The sequence below is a fragment of the Brevibacterium oceani genome, assembly GCF_013623835.1.
Taxonomy (GTDB): Bacteria; Actinomycetota; Actinomycetes; order Actinomycetales; family Brevibacteriaceae; genus Brevibacterium; species Brevibacterium oceani.
The window spans coordinates 194,490-217,744 of record NZ_JABKDE010000001.1; the positions used below are offsets into that span (position 1 = coordinate 194,490).

Annotated in this window: 20 protein-coding genes and 1 tRNA gene; 12 read left to right on the top strand and 9 right to left on the bottom strand. The window is 64.7% G+C overall.

The features are described from left to right. Nucleotides 1-81: 81 nt before the first annotated feature. Both cysS and rlmB read left to right on the top strand, forming a co-directional pair. Nucleotides 82-1,533, top strand: a complete 1,452-nt coding sequence (gene cysS, locus HK401_RS00855) for a cysteine--tRNA ligase (RefSeq protein ID WP_181272768.1) — start codon at nucleotides 82-84, stop codon at nucleotides 1,531-1,533. 63 nt (nucleotides 1,534-1,596) lie between these two features. Beyond that, nucleotides 1,597-2,535, top strand: a complete 939-nt coding sequence (rlmB, locus tag HK401_RS00860) for a 23S rRNA (guanosine(2251)-2'-O)-methyltransferase RlmB (RefSeq protein WP_181272769.1) — start codon at nucleotides 1,597-1,599, stop codon at nucleotides 2,533-2,535. A 71-nt stretch (nucleotides 2,536-2,606) separates the two neighbouring features. Here rlmB and HK401_RS00865 read toward each other — a convergent pair whose 3' ends face one another. Beyond that, a complete protein-coding gene (locus tag HK401_RS00865) occupies nucleotides 2,607-4,148 on the bottom strand; it encodes an amino acid permease (RefSeq protein WP_181272770.1) in 1,542 nt (513 codons plus the stop codon). A 17-nt stretch (nucleotides 4,149-4,165) separates the two neighbouring features. On the opposite strand from HK401_RS00865, the gene HK401_RS00870 reads away from it, so the two are divergent. Continuing rightward, entirely contained in the window at nucleotides 4,166-4,312 is a 147-nt protein-coding gene (locus tag HK401_RS00870; RefSeq protein ID WP_181272771.1) for a hypothetical protein, read from the top strand. 29 nt (nucleotides 4,313-4,341) lie between these two features. Here HK401_RS00870 and HK401_RS00875 read toward each other — a convergent pair whose 3' ends face one another. Next, entirely contained in the window at nucleotides 4,342-5,163 is an 822-nt protein-coding gene (locus HK401_RS00875) for an SDR family NAD(P)-dependent oxidoreductase (RefSeq protein WP_258233898.1), read from the bottom strand. Between the two features lie 650 nt (nucleotides 5,164-5,813). Here HK401_RS00875 and HK401_RS00880 point away from each other — a divergent pair. Continuing rightward, nucleotides 5,814-6,293: a hypothetical protein gene (locus HK401_RS00880; RefSeq protein WP_181272772.1), complete on the top strand. Its 480-nt coding sequence runs from the start codon at nucleotides 5,814-5,816 to the stop codon at nucleotides 6,291-6,293. On the opposite strand, the gene HK401_RS00885 is transcribed toward HK401_RS00880, so the two are convergent. The 3 genes from HK401_RS00885 to HK401_RS00895 all read right to left on the bottom strand — a co-directional run bounded on the left by HK401_RS00885 (nucleotide 6,281) and on the right by HK401_RS00895 (nucleotide 11,047). Beyond that, on the bottom strand, nucleotides 6,281-7,591 hold the full coding sequence (locus HK401_RS00885; RefSeq protein WP_181272773.1) for an ISL3 family transposase: 1,311 nt from the start codon (nucleotides 7,589-7,591) through the stop codon (nucleotides 6,281-6,283). The two genes, HK401_RS00880 and HK401_RS00885, sit on opposite strands and share 13 nt — an antisense overlap. A 1,389-nt stretch (nucleotides 7,592-8,980) precedes the next feature. Further along, a complete protein-coding gene (locus HK401_RS00890) occupies nucleotides 8,981-10,303 on the bottom strand; it encodes a DUF4032 domain-containing protein (protein ID WP_309135875.1) in 1,323 nt (440 codons plus the stop codon). A gap of 3 nt (nucleotides 10,304-10,306) precedes the next feature. Beyond that, nucleotides 10,307-11,047: an ABC transporter ATP-binding protein gene (locus tag HK401_RS00895; RefSeq protein WP_258233899.1), complete on the bottom strand. Its 741-nt coding sequence runs from the start codon at nucleotides 11,045-11,047 to the stop codon at nucleotides 10,307-10,309. Nucleotides 11,048-11,230: 183 nt separating this feature from the next. Between HK401_RS00895 and HK401_RS00900 the strand changes: the two genes are divergently transcribed. After that, the gene (locus tag HK401_RS00900) at nucleotides 11,231-12,214 is read left to right on the top strand and encodes a LacI family DNA-binding transcriptional regulator (RefSeq protein ID WP_181272775.1); all 984 of its coding nucleotides are present in this window, start codon (nucleotides 11,231-11,233) and stop codon (nucleotides 12,212-12,214) included. Further along, nucleotides 12,211-13,308 carry a LacI family DNA-binding transcriptional regulator gene (locus HK401_RS00905; RefSeq protein ID WP_181272776.1) on the top strand — a complete coding sequence of 366 codons (1,098 nt, stop codon included), beginning with the start codon at nucleotides 12,211-12,213 and terminating at the stop codon, nucleotides 13,306-13,308. The genes HK401_RS00900 and HK401_RS00905 overlap by 4 nt, the downstream gene beginning before the upstream one ends. A gap of 138 nt (nucleotides 13,309-13,446) precedes the next feature. Here HK401_RS00905 and HK401_RS00910 read toward each other — a convergent pair whose 3' ends face one another. Together HK401_RS00910 and HK401_RS00915 are read right to left on the bottom strand one after the other, a co-directional pair. After that, on the bottom strand, nucleotides 13,447-14,484 hold the full coding sequence (locus HK401_RS00910; RefSeq protein ID WP_181272777.1) for a trehalose-phosphatase: 1,038 nt from the start codon (nucleotides 14,482-14,484) through the stop codon (nucleotides 13,447-13,449). Between the two features lie 10 nt (nucleotides 14,485-14,494). Further along, nucleotides 14,495-16,084 carry an alpha,alpha-trehalose-phosphate synthase (UDP-forming) gene (locus HK401_RS00915; RefSeq protein WP_181272778.1) on the bottom strand — a complete coding sequence of 530 codons (1,590 nt, stop codon included), beginning with the start codon at nucleotides 16,082-16,084 and terminating at the stop codon, nucleotides 14,495-14,497. Nucleotides 16,085-16,149: 65 nt separating this feature from the next. Between HK401_RS00915 and HK401_RS00920 the strand changes: the two genes are divergently transcribed. From HK401_RS00920 to HK401_RS00930, 3 genes are all read left to right on the top strand, one after another. Further along, nucleotides 16,150-18,321: a serine/threonine-protein kinase gene (locus tag HK401_RS00920; protein WP_181272779.1), complete on the top strand. Its 2,172-nt coding sequence runs from the start codon at nucleotides 16,150-16,152 to the stop codon at nucleotides 18,319-18,321. A gap of 335 nt (nucleotides 18,322-18,656) precedes the next feature. Beyond that, nucleotides 18,657-19,517, top strand: coding sequence for a DsbA family protein (locus tag HK401_RS00925; protein ID WP_181272780.1), 861 nt, complete (start codon nucleotides 18,657-18,659; stop codon nucleotides 19,515-19,517). 208 nt (nucleotides 19,518-19,725) lie between these two features. After that, nucleotides 19,726-19,798 (top strand) — tRNA-Thr (locus HK401_RS00930). 129 nt (nucleotides 19,799-19,927) lie between these two features. Here the strand turns inward: HK401_RS00930 and HK401_RS00935 are convergent. Further along, nucleotides 19,928-20,788, bottom strand: coding sequence for a tyrosine-type recombinase/integrase (locus tag HK401_RS00935; RefSeq protein WP_181272781.1), 861 nt, complete (start codon nucleotides 20,786-20,788; stop codon nucleotides 19,928-19,930). Nucleotides 20,789-20,934: 146 nt separating this feature from the next. Beyond that, nucleotides 20,935-21,219, bottom strand: a complete 285-nt coding sequence (locus tag HK401_RS00940) for a helix-turn-helix domain-containing protein (RefSeq protein ID WP_181272782.1) — start codon at nucleotides 21,217-21,219, stop codon at nucleotides 20,935-20,937. A 179-nt stretch (nucleotides 21,220-21,398) separates the two neighbouring features. Between HK401_RS00940 and HK401_RS00945 the strand changes: the two genes are divergently transcribed. From HK401_RS00945 to HK401_RS00955, 3 genes are all read left to right on the top strand, one after another. Further along, nucleotides 21,399-21,788: a helix-turn-helix domain-containing protein gene (locus HK401_RS00945; RefSeq protein ID WP_181272783.1), complete on the top strand. Its 390-nt coding sequence runs from the start codon at nucleotides 21,399-21,401 to the stop codon at nucleotides 21,786-21,788. 351 nt (nucleotides 21,789-22,139) lie between these two features. Then, nucleotides 22,140-22,409: a hypothetical protein gene (locus HK401_RS00950; protein ID WP_181272784.1), complete on the top strand. Its 270-nt coding sequence runs from the start codon at nucleotides 22,140-22,142 to the stop codon at nucleotides 22,407-22,409. 35 nt (nucleotides 22,410-22,444) lie between these two features. Further along, on the top strand, nucleotides 22,445-22,585 hold the full coding sequence (locus HK401_RS00955) for a hypothetical protein (RefSeq protein WP_181272785.1): 141 nt from the start codon (nucleotides 22,445-22,447) through the stop codon (nucleotides 22,583-22,585). Nucleotides 22,586-23,255: the final 670 nt, after the last annotated feature.

Below are 23,255 nucleotides of genomic sequence, written 5' to 3' on the forward strand. Positions count from 1 at the left end.
TGCATCACGTGAGGTGCATAACAGTCCCGTATCGAAACCGGACTGACGGCAAGTTCGGTGCGGCCCGGTAGACTTGAGGACGTGACTATCTCGCTCTATAACACCGCCAGCCGCAGGACCGAAGAACTGCGTCCCGTCAACGACGGACACGTGGGGATCTACGTCTGTGGTGCCACGGTGCAGGGCGAACCGCACATCGGTCACCTGCGCTCGGCATCGGTCTTCGACACCCTTCGTCGCTGGCTGCTCTACAGCGGCTATGCGGTGACGATGGTCCGCAACGTCACGGACATCGACGACAAGATCCTGTCGAAGTCCGTCGAAGAGGGCCGCGAGTGGTTCGCCCACGCCTACAAGTACGAGCGGGCCTTCACCGATGCCTACGACGCACTCGACGTGCTGCCTCCGAGCAGTGAGCCTCGCGCGACCGGGCACATCACCGAGATGATCGAACTCATCTCGCGCCTCATCGAGGCAGGCCATGCCTATCCCGCTCTCGACGGCAGCGCCGACGTCTACTTCGACGCCGCCTCGTGGGCTGACTACGGCGAGCTGACGAACCAGAAGCTCGAGGACATGGAGCTGGCCGAAGGCGCCGAACTGCGTGGGAAGAAGGACGCTCGGGACTTCGCGCTGTGGAAGGCGCACAAGGAGACCGAACCCATCACCGCGTCCTGGCCCTCACCCTGGGGGCGGGGTCGTCCGGGCTGGCACATCGAATGCTCGGCGATGTCGACGAAGTACCTGGGGTCGAACTTCGACATCCACGGCGGCGGACTCGACCTGCGCTTCCCCCACCATGAGAACGAACTCGCCCAGTCACGGGCGGCCGGCGACCGCTTCGCGAACGTCTGGATGCACTCCGGACTGCTCAACGTCGGCGGGGACAAGATGTCGAAGTCGCTCGGCAACTCCGTCTTCGCCTCCGACCTGTTCGAGTCCTTCAGTCCGCTGGCCCTGCGCTACTTCCTCACCGGGGCGAGCTACCGGTCGATCCTCGACTTCTCACCGGAAGCCATGGAACGCTCGGCGGCCTCGCTCGAACGACTGTCGAACTTCCTCCAGCGGGCTCGGCAGTCACTCGGTGCGAGCGTTCCGGTCCTGCCGGATGTCAGCGACGGATATGCGACTCGCACGGTCGACGTGCCCGTCGAATTCGCCGCCGCCCTCGATGACGACCTCGGCATTCCGCGGGCCCTGTCCGTGGTCTTCGCCCAGGTCACCGAGGGCGCGAAGCTGCTCGATGCGGGAGGCGATCCCGAGGGTCTGACGAGGATCGTCGCCGAGGTCGAACTCATGCTCGACATCCTCGGCGTCAATCCCAGCGCTGCTGTCTGGGCCGGCTCGGCCACCGATGAGAAGGCGGAATCGGCACTCGACTCCCTCGTCGCCACCCTGGCGGACAAACGCGCCGAGGCCAAGCGGGACAAGGACTACGCGACCGCGGATGCGATCCGCGACGAACTCGCTGCGGCCGGCGTCGTCATCGAGGACACGGCCGACGGGTACCGCTACCACCTCGGCGAGGGCTGAGGTACGCACGAATCTCGGCCACGGGCACACGCCCGCGGCCTCTACGCACCTGATAGGAATCACATGGCTTCCACTCCCCGCTCCGGCGGTTCGAAGAAGGGCCCGACCAAGGGCTCGGGCGGTAAGAACAAGCGCGGACTGCGCGGCAAGGGCCCGACACCCAAGGCCGAGGACCGCGTCTACCACAAGGCACACAAAGCCGCGCAGAACCGCAAGACCGCCAACGCCTCGGCGCAGGCGAAGCGGAAGAAGAAGGAGCTCGGCCCGAACATGGTCGCCGGGCGCAATTCGGTGCTCGAGGCGCTGCGCGAGGGAGTGCCGGCGACCGCGATGTACGTCTCCGGTCGCATCGACTCCGACGACCGCGTCCGCGAGTCGATCACCCTGGCCACGCAGCGCGGCATCTCGATGCTCGAGGCGAGCAAGCCCGACCTCGACCGGCTCACCGACGACGCGATCCACCAGGGCATCGCCCTGCAGGTCCCGCCGTACGAATACGCCGACCCCTCCGATCTGCTCGACTTCGCCGCCGATCGGGCCGAGACCCCGCTGCTCGTGGCGCTCGACGGGATCACCGATCCGCGCAATCTCGGCGCGATCGTGCGTTCGACCGCGGCCTTCGGCGGTCACGGGGTGATCATTCCGGAACGGCGCGCCGCCTCGATGACGGCAGCCGCGTGGAAGACCTCAGCCGGAGCCGCCTCACGGATCCGCGTCGCCCAGGTGGTCAACCTGGCCCGGGCGATCGACGAGCTGAAGAAGCAGAACATCTTCGTCGTCGGCCTCGACATGGACGGCGACGTGGAGCTGCCCGAGCTGAGCTTCACCCGTGACCCGCTGTGCATCGTCGTCGGCTCCGAGGGCAAGGGACTGTCCCGACTGATCTCGGAGAAGTGCGACCAGATCGTCTCGATCCCGATCGCCGCGACGACCGAATCCCTCAACGCCGGCATCGCCGCGGCCGTCTCGCTCTACGAGGTGGCCAGAGCCCGCCGCGCCTGAACGCCCCATTTGCTACCCGACGGCGGCCCAGCAACCACGCGCGAGGTTGCTGGGCCGCCGTCGGGTAGCAATTAGGGGTTGAGGGTGGTGCGGTAGGTCGATTCGTCCATGGCACCGACGACCGAGTGGCGGCGGCTGTAGGCGAAGTAGACGAGCGCGCCGACGGCCATCCACACGCCGAAGACGGCCCAGGTCGTCCCGCCGAGGTTGACCATGAGGAGCGCACACGCGAGCGCGCCGAGGGCCGGGATGACCGGGCCGAAGGGCACCTTGAACGACCGCTCGAGGTCGGGACGCTTCACCCGCAGGTAGATGACGGCGAGGTTGACGAGGAAGAACGCGAACAGGGTGCCGATGCTCGTGGCGTCGGCGAGCTCGCCGAGCGGGATGAGTGCCGCAGTGATCGCGACGAGTCCGCCGACGATGAGGGTGCCGGCCAGGGGAGTGCCGGTGCGCCGGGAGACGACGCCGAAGACCTTCGGCACCATGCCGTCGCGGGCCATCGTCAGCAGGATCCGCGACTGTCCGTAGAGGACGGTGATGACGACGGAGAAGATCGCGAGCACCGCAGCCACCGCGAAGAGGAGGACGGCGAGGTTCGAACCCGTGATCTCCTCGACGATCTGGACGAGCGGGGCTTTTGCGCCGGAGAACCACTGCCACTGCCTGGCCCCGATCGCGGCGACGGCCACGAGCACGTACATCGAGGTGACGATGAGCATCGAGAGGATGATCGCCCGCGGCAGATCGCGGCGGGGGTTCTTCGCCTCCTCGCCGGCCGTCGAGGCCGCATCGAAGCCGATGTAGGAGAAGAACACGCTCGAGGCGGCCGCGGTGACTCCGGCCGCGCCCATCGGCAGCATCGGTGCGAAGTTGCCGGCCCTGAACGCGGTGAAGGCGACGATCGCGAAGAACACGAGGATCCCGAGTTTGACGAACACGAGGATCGTGTTGACGATGCCGGACTCCTTGGCCCCGCGCATGAGCAGCACCGTCGCCAGGGCCACCACGACGAGGGCGGAGACATTGATGACCCCGCCCGGATTGTCCGCCACCCCGGGCCCGGTGGTCAGGGAGGCGGGCAGTTCGAGCCCGAACACCCGCAGGGTCTCATTGACGTAGTCGGCGGCGCCGACGGCGACCGCGGCGACCGAGACCGCGTATTCGAGGACGAGGCACCAGCCGCAGACCCAGGCCACACCCTCACCGAGGGTCGCGTACGAGTACGAATAGCTCGATCCCGACACCGGCACCATGCCGGCCATCTCGGCGTAGCTGACCGCCGAGAGCAGAGCGGTGACGCCGGCGAGGACGAACGCCAGCCACACCGCGGGCCCGGCGACGGGGACGGCCTCACCGAGGATGACGAGGATTCCCGTGCCCAGGGTGGCCCCGACGCTGATCATCGTCAACTGGAAGACGCCGAACGTCCGACGCAGGCGGCCCGCTCCCTCGGCGTCGGCGTCGATCCGGGCCTCGGCGTCGGTCCGTGCGTCCGCGTCGGTCCGTGCGTCCGCGACCATCGAGCCGATCGATTTGCGTCGTCCCAGTTGGCGCAGCACCCCCGCCGAGGTGGCTGTCGGGTGTGCGGAGGGCGTATCAGAATCGGTCATATGAATATTTTTGCATAATGCTGTATATCTTCTCGGCCGGGTTCCCCGCGATCACGGGGATCGATCGCTCGTCGCGTCGCCGATCTCACACGTACCGCGCCGCCGGGCAGGCTCCGCGCCGCACCCTGCTGCGCCGCCTGTCAGCCTCCGAATCACCCAGCTGAGCCGCCGGGCAGGCTCCGAACCACCCGTCTCACACGTCGGGGGTGAACCGGCCGTCCTGGGCCATCCACCCGCCGTCGACGAGCTGCGAGTGCCCGGTGATGTAGCTCGAAGCGTCCGAGGCGAGGAAGAGGACGGGCCCGGCGATCTCGTGGAGACGACCCCAACGGCCCAGAGCAGTCTTGTCAGCGTACGCGTTCCACCACGTCTCGTCGGCCTTGATCTGCTGTGTCAGCGGGGTGTCGAACGGCCCGGGCAGGATCGCATTGACCCGCACACCCTGCCCGCCGAGCTCACTGGCAAGCGTCTTCGTCAGCTGCACGACCCCGGCCTTGGCCGCTGCGTACAGGCCCTGACCGGGTTCGATGGCCAGCGCCCTGAACGACGCGTAGGTGACGATGGAACCCCGGCCCCGAGCAGCCATCTCCCGGCCGAAGCCGCGCATCAGCCGGTAGGTGCCCTTGAGGTTGATGTCGATGACCCTGTCGAACTCGTCATCGGTCGTCGAAGTCAGCCGCTTGCGCACATTCGCCCCGGGGGTGACGACGAGGACCTGCGCCTCGGCCTGAGCCGCGACGAGGGCGTCGACGGAATCAGTGTCCGTGATGTCGACGGCGACGGCTTCGGAGGATCCGGCGCCGCGGTCGCCGATGAGCGCAGCGGTCTCCTCGGCTCCGGCGAGGTTGAGGTCGGCGGCGACGACATGGGCTCCGGCATCGGCGAGACCGATGGCGCTGGCCTGACCGAGGCCGGACCCGGCGCCGACGACGACCGCAGTGCGACCGGTCAGGTCGAACAGGCCGGGGATCGACGGGTTGTTCTCGTTCGTGGGCATCGGCTCGGTGGCGGTCATCAGGGATCCTTCCGTGGGGTTTCGACCGGGAAGAACGACATCGTCCCTCCGCTAAGATCAAAGCTATGCCCGCCGAGGCGGTCGTGCCGTGATCGTTTCACCCTGTGGAACGTAGGCGGGGCGGGTCGCCTCGCTCCGCCGCAGCCGCCGGTTTCGGTGGTGCCCGCCCTCGGTGGGGCCGCCCAACGGTGGGGCCAGCGGTCACCGCGAAGGTCCATGAGTTCCGTCGAGTGGTCACGTGCCAGCAATGCTCTCGCAACGACTATTAGCGTTTAGGATCGGCACCAGGTCACTCCGGGGGCGGATGGTTGGAATTGTCAATCGTCGTAATAGGGCTGGGACAGAGCGATAGAAACCAGGTCGCGTTGCCGCATCGGAAGCGCTAGTCTTCAGCTCAGATGTGTGATCCGCAACGGTGTATGGAACGTGCTGCCCTAGCGGGTTTCTGCTCCGCATGTGTGTTCGCTGAGATTCTAGTCGTACATCCCAAATCAATTGTTCGTCCCGGCGGGAACGACCCGCCCCCGTTCGGCTCCCAGCAGAGAGCGCCATGATACGGCGTATAGAAGCGAGAAGCCGTTCCTGCTGACAGAGCTCTCCCATTTTGGTAAGTTGCGTTGTGCAAGTGATTTCGGCGATCAAGGGAACTCATGCTCTCAAAGCAATATGGTGAAGGCGAGCCCGGAATCAGCCAAATGCTGGGCGACGAAGTAACTGGCACCTGGTTGCTCTTCGACGCACATTGTTCAACATGCACCCGGATCTCACAAGACTTAGAAGCAGCCACGGAAGGTAAGCTTGCAGTACTTCCGCTTGACTCGGACTTTGCGCTACGTGCCCGGCGTCAAGTGTTCGGCGAAGACATGCCGCACAAGCCTACTTTCCTGAAAGTTGTGCAAGGTGAGCCGCGAGCGTGGACCGGTGCGCGAATAGCACCATTGGTTGCGCGCGAAGTTGGTTTCGAAAGCTCACTTCAAATATTAAAGATCCTTGGCATTGAGCGATCTGGGCGCAATCGTGACCGTCAAGCTGGGCTGTTGTCTAGGCGTGGGTTCGCGCAAGTGGCTGGAGGCATTGCCGCTAGTTTCGGGATTCTCGCCGCAGGTAGTTTTGCGGCTCATCGTAAATGAGAGTGTAGAACCGGTCTGAAGCCACCGGACTCGAGCAGGCACCTGGCGATGTAGTGGGTGATGTTACGGAAGCCCAACGCTGACCCCCGTAGATGTTCGAGCCTGCCATTGATCGCTTCAGTCGGACCATTGGACGTTCCCGGTCGGGTGAAGAACGCGAGGATATCAGTAGCTCGACGCTTCAAGGTCCGTCCCAACCGTTTGAGCTCAATGAGCTCTGTGGGCAGGTTCGTCGTCAGGGCGTCAATGACCGTTCTCAAGAGCTTCTTGCCCTCGTTGCGGTCGGCGGTTCGGTAGGCGTTCACAATGTCTTGGTAAACAGCCCAGGTGACTTCGACTTCGGTGAAGTTCGCATCAGCGAATAGGCCCGCGATCTTCTCCTGTTGCTTTGTTGTAAGCAGATCAGCTCCGGTGTGCAGAGTCCTCCTCGCCCGATACAGCGGGTCTTTCGCCCGGCCGCGGTGACCAGTGGTCGCCTGCTGAACACGACGACGAACATCATCGAGAGCATCACCGGCGAGCTTGACGACGTGGAAGGGGTCCATGACTTCCACAGCGTCGGGCAGCTCCTCAACCGAGGCTGTCTTGAACCCGGAGAACCCGTCCATCGCGACGACGTCGATGCCATCACGCCAGTCTTTCGGACGGGCTTTCAACCACTCCTTGAACACCTGCTTCGACCGTCCGGACACCATGTCGAGCAACCGCGCCGGGCCTGCTGCCTGACTGATCGGGGTGAGGTCGATGATGACGGTGACGTACTTGTCACCGCGCCTGGTGTGCCGCCATACGTGCTCGTCGACACCAATGACGCTGACCCCGTCGAAACGGGTCGGGTCGTTGATCAACAGCCGGCGACCTTCAGCGAGGATTGCGGAGTTCGCGGTGTGCCAGGACACGGCGAGTTTGCGTGCGATCACGGACACGGTGTCGTGGTCAATGACGAGGGCGCGCAGTGCCCAGTCCAATCCGGTGCGCGAGATCTTCGCTCGTGGGGGTGTCGCAGCAGTGGTGTCTTGACGCCATACACAGCCGCACTCGACGCATTTGTAGCGGCGGAGGCGAATGTGAAGCGTGGTCGGTCGGTGGCCGAAAGGCTCGTGGGCCAGACGACGGACGACGGTATCGCGGACGATCCCGTGCCCACCACACCGACGGCACCAGTCATCTGCAGTGTTCGGCGAACATTCCAGAATGGCTTTGTGTCCGGTGACGTGCTGGCCAATACAGGTCAGGTCGAGGGTGTCGAGTCGGCAGAATGTCGTGAGGTCAGGGGTCGAGAAAGTAGGCTTGGCCACGTCGAGGTCTTTCGGATGGACTGTGTGAGAACTTCCATCATCGGAAGACCTCGACGTCTATCCAGGCAGCGCCACGCCGTGTCCTGGAATCACAGATCTACACTCTCAATTGCGAAGAGCCAGTTTTGCTGGTGCACGCCCTGCCTCGGCGTCTGCCATTAAGCCCAGCAAGATCGCATCGCGGTCGCGTGTCGGAGAATTGGTGAAGACGGCAATCGACAGCGCTGACTTTGTCAATATCGCCGATGATACGACCCTTGCGAAGATGAGAGCCGGAAGTTTGTCGGCGCGATCTCAGCTGGCCGAATTTCAGTACCAGCTGGGCTCAGAAAGTATCGAGATACAGTCATACTCTGACAGCGACCCGCTAGTGCAGGCGTCGTCAGGGGAAGACCAAGACGGGGAGCCAATCGAGACTCTCGCAATTACCCTTGAAAGTGTCGGCGTGGTGTATTCCGTCAACTTCAGTAATGGCGGAACTGATGTGCGAGCCGAACGGTACGCGGTCGACTTCAAGGAGGGGGAAGCAGAGCTCGTTGATGCCAGCTCGAATGGAGTTCGCATGGAGCCGCTCCCGGAAGGGATAGCGGCTCAGAAATCTGACCCGTGCGGCGGGTGTACCAGTGCAACTAAACTCACTGTGGGTCCTACGTGCAAAACGAATAAGGTGCTCGATTGTGCCTTTGCGGCGTCAAGTTGCGCGGGTTGCGTAGCCGCCTGCGGTTCAGGCGTGGGGACCGTGGGTTGTGCCACATACCTCTTTAGTGGCTGCGGAGCAGCGATCAAGTATTGCTGCGAAAAAGTCGGCGGCCAAGTGTGCCCTCCCTGTGGTGGCGGGAAACCATGAGTCGAGAAAGCGGAACAGGAGTCGGCATGGGAGAGCTAATTGGAGCTTTTGCACTAGGTATGACCTTCGCAGTAGGAGGGATGCTATTTTTCACGGAGGCTCACAGTGGGCCTGCGTCTTTCGCTCTTGGGTTGGCGTTCCCGCTGGTCGCGCTTGCAGGAATGGTTATCCTGCTGATTCAGCGCTTTCGTCGCCTCCGGGATTCGAATAGCGCGTGACTCCTGCTATTTGAACCCGTCACTGCAGGGCTCCAAGTCGATCTATTGGCGTAGCCAGGTTGGCCTCGCGCAATCCGAACGGCGGCTCCCCGCTGAGACTGGAAGTACTGGTGCAGAGTACTTGGCTCGCAATTTGCCAGGTCGCTCGTTTTCGAATGAGTAGCCTTACGTAGTCTCAGCGAGGTGCCGCCGCTGCGTTCGGTGACGACCCATCTGGTTCGACACGGAGTACCAACTTTATGAAGTCCTTTGCACATCCCCAATCGATTGTTCGCCCCTCCCATCGGCACGTCCGTGCAGCGGGGCGGGCCGCCTCGGCGAGGGTCAGAACTTCTCGCTGTCGACGTAGCGGATCTCGTCGGGGAGGTTCGCGAGGTAGTCGACGATGAAGTAGGCGATGGCCTCCATGGTCGGGATGTCGCGCTGCCGGGCGCGGGCCATCGTCCGCCGATGTTCGGCGAATTCGTAGAAGATCTGTCCCGGCTCGAGCTTGCGGGTGAGGTTCTCCGGGATCGCCTGGATGAGGGGTTTGTAGACCTCGTCGAGCCAGCGTCGGGCGGCCTCGGATTCGTCGAGTTCGTCCACCTCGGCGATCTCCGGGGCGGAGCGGAACGAGTCGAGGTCGTTGAGCATCGCCCGTGCCTGGTTCTCGTTCGCCCCGATGCCGGTCAGGCGCAGCAGACGCCGGGAATGGTGATTGGGTTCGACGACCTTCGGTTCGACGAGCAGGCTGATGCCGTCGAGGTCGGTCGTCACTGTCACCTCGCCGAGGTCGAAGCCGAGATCGTTGAGGCGGCGGATGCGTTCGTCGATGCGCCAGCGTTCGTTGACGCTGAACTCCTCGACACGGGTCAGCTCCGTCCACAGCGCCTGATACGACTCGCACAGGCGCTGCCCGGCGGCCATCGGATCGGTCTCGGGATCGACGAGCCCCGCGGCCTGCAGGTCGAGGAAGTCACCGGCGATGTTCATCCGCGCGATCCGCAGGTCCATGTTCCGCTGCCCGTCGGAGAGCTGGTCGTGCAGCTCCCCGGTCTCCGCATCGACGACGTACGCGGCGTAGGCGTCGGCGTCACGGCGGAAGAGGGTGTTCGACAGTGAGACGTCGCCCCAGTAGAACCCGACGAGGTGGAGCCGGGCGAGCAGCACAGCCAGAGCGTCGACGAGGCGGCCGCCGGTGTCCGAGGCGAGATCCCGGGAGAACAGCGCCCGGTAGGGAAGGGAGAATTCGAGGTAGGCGGTGATGAGTGCGCCGTTGAGCCTCTGCCCGTCTGCGGTGGTCCGGCCGCTGACGACGGCACGCGGTTCGACCAGCGGCACGTCGAGGTTGCCCAGTGCCCCGAGGATGTCGAACTCCCGCATCGCCTGCTTGTCCTCGGTCTCCTTGATCGCGAGGACTTCGTCGCCGATCTCGACATAGCGCACCACATGGCGGGAGATGCCGCGGGGGAGTCCGCCGAGGAGCTTCTGCGGCCACTGTGCCAGCGGCAGATGCCACGGCAGTTCGGCGAGAGCGGTGCGATCGGCGTGGCGGACCGTGTGGATCTCGGGCGCCGTGCTGGGCTCCGATGCTGAACCCGGCTCGGGCGTCGTGCCGGGCGCGCCCGCTGTGCCCGCGGACGAAGGCTGGGACGGGATGCCCGGCACGGGTTACTCGTCCGGGGTCGAGGTCGGGTCGGTGTGTGAGACCGAGTCCGGGTCGGTGGAGGACACGAGCGCCTCGGCGAGTTCGGGCTTCTCCACTCCGATGAGCCTGCCGCGGTCGAGGAAGGCGATCCGGTCGCCGAGGACCTTCGCATCGGCGAGGTCGGAGGTCGCATAGATGGTGGTCAGCTCGAACTCCTGCTGGAGCTCCTTGATCAGCGACAGGGTTTCGGCCTGCTGCTCGGGGACGAGGTTGACTACGGGCTCGTCCATGATGAGCACCTTGGGCCGGCGGACGACGGCACGTGCCAGCGCGACGGTCTGGCGCTGCAGCTGGGTGAGGTCGCCGGGAACGGAGTCGAGGATGTCGGTGAGCCCGATCGTCTCCATCACGGATTCGACGCGGTCGGTGATCTCCTCGACGGGCAGGCCGTCGACGCGCAGCGCGAAGCCGAGGTTGTCGCGCACGCTCATGTGCGGGTAGAGGGCGTAGCTCTCGAGCGCGAGGGTGACGTCGCGGTCGTTGACTGCGGTGTGGGTGATGTCGACGCCATCGATGAGGATGGTCCCGGTCTTCGGGGTCTCGAGCCCGTGGAGCATCCTCAGGATCGTCGATTTGCCGGACCCGGACGGGCCGTAGAGGACGAGGAATTCGCCCGTGTCGACGAAGAGGTTGAAAGGATGCACGGACTCGGACGTCGTGTTCTCGTAGACATGACTGAGGCCATTCAACGACACCGTTGACATAAGTCCTCCTCTAAGTAACTCGGTGAGCAGCTGGTCGTCGGTGACCTGGCGGGGATGCTCAGTCCCTCTCATCCTACGGGGTGGATCGGGCGGGTGCTCAGTCTATTCGACAAAGCGTAGAGTGATTCTCAGCACGATGGCTCTGCGCCGACGCACACAACAGCCGAAAGTAGACTGGCACGCATGAAGGTCACGCTCGACGAGGTCGCCGCCCGGGCCGGAGTGTCCCTGGCCACGGTCTCCCGTGTCCTCGGCCGGCGCGGTGCCGTTGCTGAGGCGACGCGTGCCAAGGTCTTCGAGGCGATGAATGAGCTCGGCTATTCGCGTTCGACGCTGCTCCACGACGCGCCGAGGCGGCTGGTGGCCGTCAGTGCCCCCGGCAACCCCGAATACTGGCAGGTCCAGGTGTGCACCCGTGTGGCCCAGGCTCTGCAGGAGCACGATCTGCTCGTCACCCGCCCCCTGGTGGAGACCGATCCCGAACCGCTGCAGGTCGCGATCGACGCCGGGGCCGTGGCCCTGGTGACGCCGACGCTGACGAGCCTGCACACCGAGATCCCCTGTATCCGCGTCGACGAGCAGTCCGCCAGCGACGGTGAGGACCTCGGCGGCTCCGACCTCATCGCCGCTCGGCTCGACCTCGGCGGCGGAATGACCACCGCGTTCGAACATCTGCGTGCGATCGGTCACCGGCGGATCGGTCTGATCTGCAACGACAGCGGCGAACTCGCCGTCCAGCTGATCCGCCGCTTCCTCGCCGAACACCCCGCACGGAATCTCGGACTCGACCTCGAGGACTGGATCGCACGGGTGCCGAAGTCGTTCTCCGGCGGCTCGCGAGCGGTGCTTGAGCTCAAGGACGCGACCTGCACCGCGGTCATCGTGCAGTCGGCGCTGCAGCTGCACGGCGCCCTCTACGGACTGCGCAACCGGCACCTGCAGGTGCCTCGCGACATGTCGATCGTCGGCTTCGGCGACTCCCCGACGATGAAGTTCACCGGTCCGCCGGCCACGGTCCTCGGCCTCGACATCGAGGGCCTGTCGAACGCGCTGGTCGCGGCGACTCTCAATACTCTGCGGATCTCGACGACAGGGGTGCCGACAGTGCCGCCGGTGTTCCGGCCCCGCCTCATCGCCCGCACCTCGACGACGGCGGCCCGGCAGTGAGCGAACAGAACAGCGCTGGGCACGCGCTCACGCCCGAGCACCGGCACGTCCGTCTCGCCGAGATCGCCGGCACCGCCGGGGTTTCGAAGGCCACGGCCTCTCGCGCCCTGCGCGATCCCGACTCGGTCTCAGCGTCGTCGAGGCAGAAGGTGCAGCAGGCGCTGGCCATCCTCGGCGCGGCCGGTCACGGTCTCGAGCCGCAGGTCTCCGGGCGTTCGCGCACCTCGGAGCCCGCGGGCGGAGAACCGCTCATCGCTCTCATCAAACCCGCGGTGTCCGCGGGCAATGTCGACCCCTATTCGCGGCTGGCCGAGATTCTGACGAACCGGATGTTCGGCCTGCGCATCGCCGTCGTCCACATCGAAGCCGTGGCCGAACACAATGAGACCCTCGCCGAGACGATCCTCGACGACGGACGCGGCGGCCCGCGGGTCTCCGGGGCCATCGTCGTCGGCGGCGGTGCCGCCGGAGTGCTCGCGGGGGTGCTCGCCCAGCGCGGGCTGCCGCTCATCCGCATCTCGAATGCCCGTCACGACGACGGGATCTCGCGCATCTACCTCGACGCGACCGGAGGCATCGATACTGCTGTGGCCCACCTCGTCCACCTCGGGCACCGTCGGATCGGACTCGCGGTGCTGCGCGATTCCGCGGCACCGGCCCGGATCGCCGGGTTCCGCCGGTCGATGGCCGGCATCCTCCACATTCCCGCCACCCGCGATCAGGCCCCCGTCGTCGAGGCCGCAGGAGGGGCGATGGCCGGAGTCGCCGCCGCTGACGAACTCATCGATCTGCGGTGCACTGCGGTCATCGCGTGCGCCCCGTCGCTGTCCTTCGGTCTGCTCGAGGCCGCTCAGCGTCTGCGCCTCGACGTGCCCCGCGATCTGTCCGTGCTCACGGTCGGCGACGTGCCCGATGCCGATGTCATCGAACCCCCGCTCTCGCAGGTCGTCTACGACTGGGCGACCGTCGCACAGTCCGCGATCGACGAGATCCGCGGAATGATCGCCGCCGGTGAGGACCGTGTCCATGTCGACTACACCGTCAACCCCGATCTCGTGCTGCGCGCCAGTGCGGTACCCCCGCAGCGCCGCTGAGCGGCGTGGGCACCGCGGGGGAGTGCGAAGGCCCTCGCCGAGGCGGCCGACCGATGATCGCGGATCGACCGGTGGATGACCGCGCCGAGGCGGCCGGGCGAGGGCCGGAGATCGACGGACATCATCCGCCGGGGCGGTTCAGCCGCGCTCGGTGCCGAAGTGCTCCGCACGGAGGTGCTCCGCGCCGAGGTGGTCCGCACGTTCGGCTGCGAGTCGGCCGAGGAGATCGGCCACGGCATCGGGCCCGGTGATCCGCCACCTCGCCTGAGTCGGAGCGGTGCCGACCTTGACGGTCAGGCCGGCGTCGAGAGTCGGGCCGGCTTCGTCAGGCAGACCGGTTTTGTCAGTCTGGCCGGTTTTGTCAGTCGGGCCGGAATCGAGAGTCTGGTCGGCTGACAGATCGTGCAGGGCGGCGAAAGCATCCTCATCGGTGACGTCGTCGCCGAGATAGGCCATCGCCGTCGGCGCTCCCGCGCGGGCCAGGAGCCGCAGGCCGTCGCCCTTCGTCGCCTGCTTGACCGCGAGCTCGGTGATGTCGTGGCCCTCGATGACCCGGATGTCGGGGAACTCCTCGGCGACCTGCATGGCGTGCTCGTGCAGGGCAGCGGCGACCTCGGGGTCGAAGCCGCGGGTGTGCACGGTCCGCGAATAGGGTTTGCGCTCGACGAGCAGGTCCGTCAGCATCTCCGGTGCTGTCGGCGGAAAAGCGTCTTCGAAGGCCTCGATGTGTGCATCGATGGCCGTGAGCCTCTCCTGCTCGGCCGCGGTGAGCTCGGGGGAGTGCGAGGCCCCGGTGCCGTGTGCGAGGTCCGCGCCGTCGTCTCCGACAGGGGCGATTCCGGCACGGTCACTCTCGATGCCCGAGCCGAGCGCCGCCTCGGCGCCGTGGGAGCCGATCATCCACACCGACTCCGGTGTCTCGGTCAGCCGTGACAGGGTCGCGATGTCACGGCCGGAGACCAACGCCACCCGGGTGTGCGGCAGCCTGGCCAGGGCAGCGATCGCCGCGGCCGATCCCGCGGTCATCTGCGAGGTCTCGGGATCGTCCTGCAGGGGTGCGAGCACTCCATCGAAATCAAGAGCAACCAGCAGGGAATCGGCGGTGGCGAGCTCACGCAGGTCCACCTCGGCGGGGGTCGACAGGGCAGGGACGAGCACGGTCGGCTTCGATGTCACTCGGCGCCTCCTAGCGGGCGGTGGAGATGTCGTCTGTCCACTCGGCATCATCGGGTCGGTCGGCGCGATCGGAGGGGGCGGCTGGCACATCCGGTGGCGGTGCGGTCCGGTTCTTCTGCACCACGGGCCCATCGGGGACGATGACCTCGGGATTGTGCTTGATGTGCTCGAGCTCGGCGAGGAAGTTCTGCGACCACCGGCTCACGGTGTCCGTGGCGACCCGCTTGCGCATCTGCTTCATCCGACGGGAGCGGGTCTTCTCGTCCATCTGCACGGCCTCGAGGATGCCCGCCTTGAGGTCGGCGATGTCATGGGGATTGACCATCACCGCGCCCTTGAGCTGTTCGGCCGCCCCGGTGAACTCGGAGAGCACGAGGGCTCCGTCGTCTCGCCTGCGGCAGGCCACATACTCCTTGGCCACGAGGTTCATTCCGTCGCGCAGAGCGGTGACCAACATGACGTCGGCGGCGAGGAAGAACGCCGTCATCTCATCGCGCGGGTAGGAATGGTGGAGGTAGCGCACGGGGATCGAGCCCACGTCGACCTGTTCGCCGTTGATCCGACCGACGGCGAGTTCGACGTCGTGGCGGATGATCTTGTACTGCTCGAGCCGCTCGCGCGAAGGCGTGGCGATCTGGATGAGCACGACGTCCTCGACTTCGAGACGGCCCTCGGCGAGCAGCTCCCCGAACGCCTTGAGCCGGTGTCGGATGCCCTTCGTGTAGTCCATGCGATCGACGCCGAGCATGACCACCCGCGGATTGCCGACCTCCTCGCGGATCTGCTTCGCCCGCTCGAGGATCTTCGGATCGCGAGCGAGCTCCTCGAGGTAGGGGGTGTCGATCGAGATCGGGAACGACTCGGCGCGGACGAGGTGGGCGGGGAGGAAGTCACCCGGCGGGACCGAGACCGTCGACCCCTTCGTCGAATATCCCAGTCGCCCGCGCACGGCGCGACGGAAGTTCGCCGCGTCCGCCGGCCGTTGGAACCCGATGAGGTCGGCGCCGAGGAGGCCGCGGAGGATCTCATCGCGCCAGGGCAGCTGGGCGAAGAGCTCATAGGGAGGGAACGGGATGTGGTTGAAGAAGCCGATCGCGAGGTCGGGGCGCAGCCGCCGCACCATCTGCGGAACCAACTGGAGCTGATAATCATGGACCCACACGGTCGCGCACTGCGCGGCCACCTCGGCGACCTTGGCCGCGAAGCGCTCATTCACCCGCACATACGCGTCCCACCATGTGCGGTGGTACTCGGGCGGAACGATGACATCGTGGTAGAGCGGCCACAGTGTGGCGTTGGAGAACCCTTCGTAATACCTGAGGACATCCTCACTCGTCAGGGACACCGGGGTCAGGTGCATGCCGTCGATCGTGAAGGGTTCGAACTCCTCATCGGGCACCCCCGTCCACCCGATCCACGCGCCCTCCTGGGACTTCATCACCGGAGCCACCGCTGTGACCAAACCCCCAGGTGAGGTGCGCCATTGCGCGTGCTGATCATCGGGGTCGCGGTCGACGGGAAGACGGTTGGCCACGACGACGAAATCGCTTCCGTCGGTGGGGGTCTCGGTGCTCGGCTCGGCAGAGTCGACGGTGCTCATCTGCGCTTCCTCCTGTGTCGGTCCTTGGAATGAACTGTACCCGCTCGACTAGGCTTGGCCAGGTGATGGTTCAGGAACTGGGGGGCTACCGCCTCATCGAGGAGCTCGGCTCGGGCGGCATGGGTGTCGTCTACCTCGGTGTCGACGGCGGAAACAACCCGGTCGCCGTCAAGGTCCTCCACCCCCACATCGCCAATGACGAGACTGCGCGCAAGCGTCTGGCCAGGGAGACACGGACCCTGCGGCGCATCCGCCACCCCCGCATCGCCGAGGTACTCGATGCCGAGCTCGACTCCGCGCAGCCGTTCATCATCACCGAATTCGTCGACGGGCAGACGCTGTCCGATGACGTCCGCGACAACGGCCCCTTCGCCGAGGACGAACTCGTCCACTTCGGGCATGCGCTGCTCGACTCCCTCAACGCCGTCCATGACGCCGGTGTCATCCACCGCGACCTCAAACCCGCGAACGTGATGATCATGGACGGAGAGCCCATGGTCATCGACTTCGGCATCGCCCAGGTCGCCGATGAGGTGCGGGTGACCGCGACCGGACTCGTCATGGGCACGCCCGGCTACCTGTCGCCGGAGATCGCCGACGGGAGGGCCTCGAGCGAGAAGACCGACTGGTGGGGGTGGGCCGCGACGATGGCCTTCGCCGCGACCGGTCGCAATCCCTACGGTTCCGGACCGCTCGAGGCGGTGCTCGGACGAGTTGCCATGGGCAAGTTCGATCTCGATGGGGCGCCGAAGAACTTCGTGCCCCTCATCGCCGCCTGCCTTGACCCGAAGCCCGAACGTCGCCCCTCAGGGCAGATGATCCTTGACGCCCTCGTCGACATCGAGTCCGGACGGATGCCGCAGCTCGGCTCCGGGCCCAGCGGAGGATCCGGTGCCGGGCCCGGGGGCGGCATCAATCGTTCCCCGAGCGGAACCGCGGTCATGCCTGCCGTGGATGAGGGCGCTGCCGGTGGTGGTTCCGGCGGCGGTGGCCTCGGGGCCGGCGCTCTCGGCGCTGCCGGTGGTGCGCTGGCCGGGGGAGTGGCCGGCGGCGCTGCCGGCTACGGTGCGGCCGGGCCCGGGGGAGCCGGATCCGGAGCGGCCGACGGGCGCGGCGGAGCGCGCGGGGACTACGCAGGATCGGGGTATCCGGGCTCGGGGTATTCGGGGTCTGGTTATCCAGGAGCCGCTGACGGCGGGCCCGGTGTCGGCGGTCCGGGTGTCGGCGGTCCGGGCCATGCCGGACAGCCGCAGTACCCGGGTTCCAGTCGTCCGACGAATCATGGAGGTTCCGGCCACCTCGGCGGCTCGGGGTACGGACCCGGGCAGACGTCCGATCCGACGCGGCAGGGCACGGCGCCGCCGGTCGGTAATCCGAACGGCAGCATCCAGGCCGCTCCTGGATCTCGGATGGCCGGCGCCGACCTCGGCCGGTCAGGATTCGTCCAGTCCGGCAACGGGCAGAGGTCGTGGTCCGGTCAGAGCGGTCCCGATGCCCGAGGCCATGGTGCGGGCAATCAGGGTGCCGGCGGCCAGATCATGCAGCCCGGAGGCCAGAGCGGGCAGATCGGCCAGCCCGGCGGACCGGACGGGCAGGCGATGCAGCCGGGCGGGCAGCCCGGATATCCGTGGGCCCCGATGACCTACCGGCGGGTGCGCAGCGGCGGATGGGTCGTCTTCGGTCTCATCGTCCTCGCCGTAGCCGTCATGCCGCTGAGTCCGCTGGTCATCTGTGTCGTGGCGCTGCTCTGGTCGGTGCTCGCACGCACGGGCACGCGTCTGGACCGGAAGGTCCAGCGGTACCGGTTCGAACGCGGAATGGAATCGGGCGGATTCGGGCGGGCGCTCGCCTCGGCGCCGGGAGCGGTGCTGGCATCGGTCCTGACATCGATCGCCTCCTTCATCCTGCCGACGATCGCGGCCGTCGCCATGCTCGTGCTCACGCGACTCGACATCGCAGGGATCGTGCCCAGCGGCGATTCCGAACAGTGGTCGGTGTGGGCCGCTGGGGCCGCGGGCTCGCTCGTGCTGTGGGTCGGTCCGGGAGCGTCGAGCCTGCGCTACGGCTCCAGAGCAGTCGTCTCGGGCGCAACGCGGAACCACCTGGGGCGGCTCATCGCGCTGGCGGTGACGGCACTGCTCGTAGTGCTCGCGGTCATGGTCATCCAGTCGGGAGCGGCCATGTCCTGGTGGCCGCTGCCGATCAATCCCTTCGACTACCTGCCGGGGCCGGTGTAAGCGATTGGACACCTTGCCAGGGAAGCCTGCCGGGCGTGCCCGGCACGCGGGACCCTCGGTCGGGTTCGGTCTGGGCAGCGCGGGGACTCTCGGTCGGGTTCGGTCTGGGCAGCGCGGGGACTCTCGGGCGGGTTCGGTCTGGGCAGCGCGGGGACTCTCGGGCGGGTTCGGTCTGGGCAGCGCAGCGAGTGACGGGCTCTAGTTGAACCTTGAATATTTCTGGGAGCCGGTGCGGAGACAGTTTCGGTACAGTGGTGCCGTCGGGTCGCCACAGCCGCCCCGCACGCTTCGGGCCGCAGGCCGCACCGATGTCAGACGATCCAACGTGAGGAACAATGGCGAAGAACAGCTCCGGAGATGACAAGCGCAAGAAGGCGCGTGAGAACGCCCGCCAGATCGCAGCGAATCAGGCGAAGAAGGAGAAGACCGCCAAGACGATTCTGTACGTCGGCATCGGTGTCGTCATCGTCGTAGTCCTGGCCGTGGTCGGTGTGCTCATATTCCAGCAGAACAAGCCGGCGGTGAATCCCGAGAACTACGTCTCCGAGGGGATCACGGTCTCCAAGGACAACGCTCTCGTCCAGCCGTTGAAGATGCCGGAAGGTGAGGAGTCCGACCTTCCCGCCGCGACCGACGCCGGCGCGAAGAAGGACGCCGCCACGGTCACGGTCTACCTCGACTTCCAGTGCCCGGGCTGCAAGGCCTTCGAAGAGTCGAACTCCGGCATGCTGAAGAAGCTCGCCGATGAGGGAACGATCGTCATCAACTACAAGCCCGTGTCGTTCCTCGATCGCATGTCCAGCGGCAACGAGTACTCGACCCGTTCGGCCAACCTCGCCGCCTGCGTCGTCGACAGCCAGCCGGACAAGGCCATCGACCTCTTCGATGCGCTCTACGCCCAGCAGCCCGAAGAGGGCACCGAGGGGCGCTCCGACGACGAGCTGCTCAAGGTGGCCAAGGACGCCGGAATCGACACTTCGGCCAAGCTCAAGGCCGATCCCGAGCAGACCGTGGAGTCCTGCGTCACCGACCAGACGTTCAAGAAGTTCGTCGAGCAGTCGAGCCAGAGCGCCCTGGACGACAAGGTCGAGGCCACCCCGTGGGTGCTCATCAACGGCAAGCACACCGAGAACACCAGTGACCCGCAGGCGCTCGCCACCGAGATCCTCAAGGCCACCGGAGAAGTCAAGGGCTGATCGCCGAGGCGCTTCAGCTGAGCGCATCGCTTGCGAAGGCCGGTTCCCGCCGAGGTGGGGGCTGGCCTTCGCCGTCCCCGCGGAGGTGGTGGCTGGCCTTCGTCGTCCCCGCGGAGGTGGTGGCTGGCCTTCGCCGTCCCCGCAGTTTTGTGGCGGGCACGGGCCATGGACTACTATCGTGTAGGCGCAGACGCTCGGTCTGCACCACGCCTCCTTAGCTCAGTTGGTAGAGCACCGCTCTTGTAAAGCGAAGGTCGTCAGTTCGAGTCTGACAGGGGGCTCACAGTCTCACCAGGCACAACACGGAAAAAGCGGGACACGAATTGCGTCACCGTTAACAGAGCATCAACACGCAACACAGAGAACCCCCGACCAAACACGGTCGGGGGTTCTCTCACATTCACCATCATTCACAGAAGCGCGTTCAACACATCCTCATTCGGAACCTCCGCAAGATGCGCATACCGTTGCGTGGTCTGAATGCTGGTGTGACCAAGCAGCCGCCGAACTTCCTCCACCGGCACACCACCCTGAATCAGCCACGACGCGAACGAATGGCGTAGATCATGGATGCGGAACGGTTCAACCTTCGCCGCAACCGCCGCATCATCCAGAGCGCGCCGCAAAGACCTGCTGCGGGGCCGTTCGCCACGCGGCGACAGAATCACCGGGTCCGTGCCCCCTATCGACTCATGAAGCCATTTAGGGACCGGCACGGTACGACGCTTCTTCCCCTTCGGATAATCGAGCAACTGCCCGTTCTTCTCATCCCACACTTCGGCAACGAGAATCACACCACGCTTACGATCAAACCGATGCGGCTGTAACCCTGCCGCTTCACCCCACCTGAGGCCCGTATAGGCGAGCAGGTATGTCAGTTTCGCCCACTGCGGGGACAAATGTGCGCACACTCTGTCCACTTCCGCTTTGGTGAGGAACCGTTCGTGTGTGACCTCACCAGTTTTCAACCTGACTCCCTGTGCGGGGTTCACGTGAATCAGTTCGTGGTCAACGGCTTCGCGTAATGACGTGTTCAGTAGGCCGACTATGCGGTTGACCGTGGTGGGTTTGTGGTTCGCCTTTAGTTCGGCAACCCATCGCTTAACGTCGGCGCGGGTGATATCCGATAGTGCAGTCTTTCCCCACCTTGGCATCACATGCAGGTCGATGCGTTGTTCATCGGTGAGTTTCGTGGATGCGGCTATGTCCCGGTGTGCTTGCCATTCTTTCGACCATTCGCCCCACGTGACGGGTGTGTCCTTTGTTCGCATTTCACGAACTTCGGCTTCCTTCTTCGCTGCTGCCCGTAGTGCTGCCGGTCGGTGAGTGAACGTTCCGGGCGCGGTCTTCTGCTTCCCGTATGCGTCACGGTATCCGCCCCGGTATTCACCGTTCGCTAGTTGTCTAACCCACGCCATTACTCACTCACCGCGTCCATGATGCTGAAGTGGTCTTCGTCGGAACCCTGTGCCATTCGGATGCCGCGCACTAGTACTTCTTGCGGGTCGATGCCGAGGTGATGGCAGGCGACGAAGATTTGGTCCAGGTCGAGGGGTGCCTGTCCGCGCAGCTGTCGGGATAGGTGGGATTGGCTTATGCCGAGGATTGACGCGAGTTTGGTTTGGGTCACGCCTTTTATCACCATTTGCGCTTTGATGAGGCGCGCGATGGCGTTTGCTTCTGGGGATACTTGGGCGTTCATGGGTCCAGCATTGCACGCCACGCCCAACTATGCAAGAAAGTTACAAATTATTTTCCTGAGCATGGTCCGTGCCTGACCTGCATGAACACCCACATACCGCATGGTAACCAGCCAAATCACACTGATGCAATTCTATGCTCACCAGCATAAGCCGTGTTCCGTGGGGTAGCTTAGTAGCCATGAACACCACGACAGGCACAGTAGCCAAGAACATCCGAAAGGCTCTCAACGCCGAGGGCTACACCGCAAAGAACATCGCAGAACGACTCAACGTTTCCTACTCGCAAGCAACGCGACTCCTCAACGGGAAGTCCCGGTTCCGTCCCGAGTACATCGGCACAATCTCCCGAATGCTCGGCATGGACCCGGAACGACTGATCGGGGTCAACCCGAACAAGGTGACTATCAAGTTCACGGTGAAGGAAGCAGCAGAGCGCACCAAGTACCACCCGGACACGATCAGGAAGGCCGTGTATCGGGGCGAAATGAAGTCGGTTCAGAGAGTCAAGGGCGGCAAGTACCTCATTGACGAGATGGATTTGACCGCATGGTTGGCGGGTGCGAGATGAGTCCCGCAACAGTTACAGACCTCAGCCGAGTTTCGCACACGGGAGGGACGGCCTCAGGGTTCCAGAACAGGATCATCCGGTTCTGCTTCGATAACGGTATCGAGATTTCGAACTCTAAGGCGCGGAAGTTGAGTATCCGGTTGGCTCGTCGCATGGATGCGATGAGCGAAGAGTTCGACTTCTATGAGTCCCTCCGCATTCTCGGCATGACCACGGACACGACCGCCCGCGACGCGGTTCGCAACCTGGAACGCACCACTCACTAAGACTGCACCACCCAAACAAGCCCCGGTTCACGTTGGCAGCGTGGGCCGGGGCTTTCTAATACCTACTTACGGGAGACGAATTGTAATGACGATTAAGGATGCGGTTAAGCGGATCATGGCGAATTCGCCGAATACGAATCGGGCGAAGGTGCATAACCGGTTGAAGCAACTGGTGGGTGCCGGTGTGTCTGTTGAGGATGCGTTTAATGGCCTGGATGTGGTTGTTCGGACTGAGGGTTTGAACGGTCGTAAGGGTGGTGGTGATCCTACCGCGCAGGAAGCAATGGCACGCATGGAGACGGATATTCGTGAAGAGCACGGGTATATGACTAATTGGGTTACAAGGTGGGGCTGAACGGCTTCACGGATTTCACGAGGGAGTGAAGAGCAATGACTGCAAATGGCTTTGATTATGACTGGGACGACCGCATGAATAATGGGTCTGGCGGTTGGCATATCAGTGAGCATGAAGAACGGCCTGTCCGTGATGCTGATGATTTTCTGGCCGCACTGCATAGGAAACTGTCATGACCGCGAATCCCGAGTATGTGGTGGCGCGGACTACGGTTGCGACGCCTTTGGAGGTTCGTGAGGCGGCGTTGTTTACTACGTCGGCGGTTTGGTCTGATTTGGATGTGCGTGTTGCGTCTGTGATTCCGGCTATGTACCCGGAACGGTTTTCGCGTGACACGTACTGGTTTGATGCTGACGTTACTGCAAGGCTCACGAGGGGGCGGAAATGAACATGCCTCCTGCTTTTCTTCGCGAGTGCGATATGCAACGTATGCGCGACCACGGGACAGCAACGGTCGCTGAATTGGAACGGGCTGCTGCATGGATTCCTGTGCGCGGTTACGAAGTGTCTGGTGATGCAATTGCGATTCTTCGACGCAAAGGATTGTTCGATGAATAGGGCACAACGACAGAACGTGTTTTTGACGGTTACTCTCGTGGCGGTTGTAATCGCCGGAACGCTCGCTTTGGTCGGTTTTGGCGATTATGAGCAGGCACGCGACGACCACCGGCAATCACAACACAAGGACCAACCATGATCTTGTTGAAAGTTAAACCACTTACGCGTGACCCTGACGATGGTGTTGCTGCCACTTATGAATGCGGGGCGTGCTTGACAACCAGCGTCCAGCGGAAAGACGCGTACGCAACACCAGAATACGTTCGCTGCCCACTATGCCAACACTTC